The sequence below is a fragment of the Streptomyces sp. MnatMP-M17 genome (assembly GCF_900091995.1).
In the GTDB taxonomy this organism is placed as follows: domain Bacteria; phylum Actinomycetota; class Actinomycetes; order Streptomycetales; family Streptomycetaceae; genus Streptomyces.
Genome location: NZ_FMDK01001261.1, coordinates 1 through 1,134 on the forward strand (window position 1 = coordinate 1; position 1,134 = coordinate 1,134).

Here is a 1,134-nt window from a genome sequence, read left to right on the forward strand (position 1 = left end):
AGCAGGCGCAGATCGGCTACCGCGGCTACACGCCTGCGGCGGAGGTCCTGCAGAGCGGCCGGGTCGCCGAGTGGGCCCGGGAGAACTTCCGGGTGGGCGGCCGGTATCGCGACGACTCCTACATGTCCGTCAGCCACTGCCCACGGGTGGCGGCGAGCTTCGCCGACACCTACTGGAAGGTCGAGGGCGGGCCCAGCGGCCGGGCGTCGACGGGGGTGATGTTCGAGACGGTCTCCCGCCGGGGCGCACCGGTCGCCGCGGTCGCCGCGTTCGGGAATCTGGAGCGCGAGCGCCTCATGCCGCGCGGGATGAACTGGACGGTCGTCGGCGTGCAGGAGGGAGTCGTGGTCGACGGGAAGCCGCACGTGCTGATCCAGCTGCTCGACGAACGGGAGTCCCCCCGCTACCACCGCACGTAGATTGCGAGAACGCTGTGAAGAATTGCCACCAGGGCGAGGCCATCCGCGCCGTCCGCCCCCAACCGACCCGGCAGGGAGACCGAGATGACTGAGCAGGACGTTCCCGCCTCGCGGCTGGCCGGCCAGCCCGCGCCGCGCCCCCTGGGGCCGACGCCCGCCCCGCTGGAGCGCCGCCTGTCCTTCGACGAGCTGATGCAGCAGGCCGGCCAGGTCGACTATGGGCCGATCGCGGAGCACCTGGACGACGACGCCCGCACGGCGCTCGGCCTGCCGGCCCGCCCGCATCCGGTACAGGTGGACCGCGGCCTGGCCGACCGGGCCCGGGACTACTTCCTCACCCGTCCCGACCAGGCCGCAGCTCTGCCGGCCGGCGTGCGCGACCTGCTCGCCCTGTAGGCGGTCTGCGCTGCGGGGCCGCGACCCGCTCGCTGCCGGGGTGTCAGTGAGACGGGCGTCACCTGCGGTGCGGGCCCGGGGAGCGGACAGCAACTCCGGCGCGGGACACGATCGTCGGGTCACCGAGGAGGGGAACCCGCCGATGCCCGTACTGCGCCAGATCACCGCGTGCACCGAACCCGCGACCCGATTCGTCGAGCGGCGCAGAGGCGTAAAGGGCCGTCCCGTCGACTACCGGATGATGCTGTGCCGCCCGCACCGCTGGCTCGCCTGGCCCGGAGGCCAGCGGGCGGCGGCCGGGGGCGCCGCCCGCCGCGGG

Annotated in this window: 2 protein-coding genes; both read left to right on the forward strand. The window is 74.3% G+C overall.

The features are described from left to right. The coding region (locus GA0115259_RS41010) for a hypothetical protein (protein ID WP_161230655.1) at nt 1-419 on the forward strand (419 nt) is incomplete at its 5' end. Nucleotides 420-503: 84 nt separating this feature from the next. Beyond that, nucleotides 504-815: a hypothetical protein gene (locus tag GA0115259_RS38405; RefSeq protein WP_093605256.1), complete on the forward strand. Its 312-nt coding sequence runs from the start codon at nt 504-506 to the stop codon at nt 813-815. Nucleotides 816-1,134 lie beyond the last annotated feature (319 nt).

Coding starts and splice junctions, on each gene's coding strand:
- GA0115259_RS38405 (WP_093605256.1), top strand. CDS start 504: ATGACTGAGCAGGACGTTCCCGCCTCGCGGCTGGCCGGCCAGCCCGCG.